Below are 1,501 nucleotides of genomic sequence, written 5' to 3' on the forward strand. Positions count from 1 at the left end.
GAGCTTGTTGGTGTGGCCATGCCAGTCCCACCAACTCCGTGCAGGCATGCATCACAGTACCCAATGTAGGCAGGGATACCGGGGACCAACTCCTTACAATGGGTGGGGCGGTTTCCCATTATTTTGAAAAGGGTGCTGAACTCGTGGAGGGCCTGACTAGCTGCGCAGTGCGGAGGGAGCTGGATGGCACGATTTGTGACTCGATGGATGGCCATAAGCTTATACAAGGGCTGAAGGAGGCCCTTGCCACCGGGGACTCCCATGGCTGCATGTTGGAGCTTGCCAGCGATGGATTCGAGATCGGAGAGGGAGCAATGCTGTTTGCGTCTGAGTTCGGCAATGGTGGCTTGTATCTTGGTGATCTTTGTAGTTGGGAGCTCAATGGTGCGGTGGAGCCCATCCATGATCCACCCCAGGATCTCTTTTCGAATGGCCCACACCCCTTCGCCTTCGAGGAGTTTCTTTTGGGAGACTGGGTCATTGGCAATGTCAGTGAGTGGGGCACTGGGGAAGATCTGATGGATGGCGTGCAGGAGGGCTCTGGAGTGGTGGCGGAGGACTTCAGGGTCCTGGCTTTGGACGAGAGCAATGTAGTCATCGACGAAGATCTCCAGTAGGTACTCGATTTGGCGTCAGTAGGCGGCATAGTCGGCATCGGTCCAGTGGGAGGGGATGACGAAAGGGTGGAGGAGTTGGGGATCGGTGGGAGCCAGAGTGGCATCTTCCATGACATGAGCCGGTAAGTGGTCAAACAAGCGAAGCCATTCCGCGATGTCGCGACCGGTTTCGGAAGCAGCACAGAAGAACGGGGGAGAACTCGTCCAGCCCATTTGCAGGGAGGCAGGGATGACAATGTGGGTGTCTTCGGCGGGATCCAATTTGGGCAGGGGATAACAGAACTCAGATTCCGCATCTAGAGGCACAGCCATGCGCCAGAAACCATCTTTGATGTCAAACTTGACACTCATGATAGGGCCAGCTTCTTCGGACAGGGTGGCCAGCTGGAAGATGATTCGTGGGAGAACTGATCCAAGTTGGGACATGGAGTGGAGAGGAGCCGTGTCTTTGTTGGTGGCATCATTAACAGTTGTGCCCATGGTGTTGCGCATGGTCTCAGTGCGGCGAGCTTTGGCTGAGAGGTCAAGGAGCATGCGAAACTTGCGGCTCTTGTGCGGGATGGCGGCTAGGGGGCTGATCTTGGTGTGCTGTTGGCCTTTGAGGAGCGCTTGACGCATGTCACTCCATTTGACAACACGACAGTAGCCGACTTTGACCTTTTCCAAGGCCTCGTCCCGGACACACTGGGCTGCTTCCGGAGCTCGGGCAGAGGGATGGGAGCCGTAGGCGACCGCCTGGTCCAGCTGGTCGATGGTCCAGTCGGCATCAATGTCGACAGGGGTACCGGTAGTGCCATACTGGTGGAGCATGGGACCTGCAGGATGAAGAGAGGCAAACATTCCGGGATACATGGAACCGCGGTTAGCTTGTTGGAGTGACTTAC

2 protein-coding genes are annotated in these 1,501 nt (G+C 56.6%); one reads left to right on the plus strand and one right to left on the minus strand.

Annotated features, from left to right (window positions below):
• Nucleotides 1-98 precede the first annotated feature (98 nt).
• A complete protein-coding gene (locus V6D20_02860) occupies nt 99-617 on the plus strand; it encodes a hypothetical protein (protein HEY9814734.1) in 519 nt (172 codons plus the stop codon).
• Nucleotides 618-632: 15 nt separating this feature from the next.
• Here V6D20_02860 and V6D20_02865 read toward each other — a convergent pair.
• On the minus strand, nt 633-1,501 hold an 869-nt coding region (locus V6D20_02865), incomplete at its 5' end, for a hypothetical protein (GenBank protein ID HEY9814735.1).

The sequence above is a fragment of the Candidatus Obscuribacterales bacterium genome, from assembly GCA_036703605.1.
Lineage (GTDB): Bacteria > Cyanobacteriota > Cyanobacteriia > RECH01 > RECH01 > RECH01.

Coding starts and splice junctions, on each gene's coding strand:
- V6D20_02860 (HEY9814734.1), top strand. CDS start 99: ATGGGTGGGGCGGTTTCCCATTATTTTGAAAAGGGTGCTGAACTCGTG.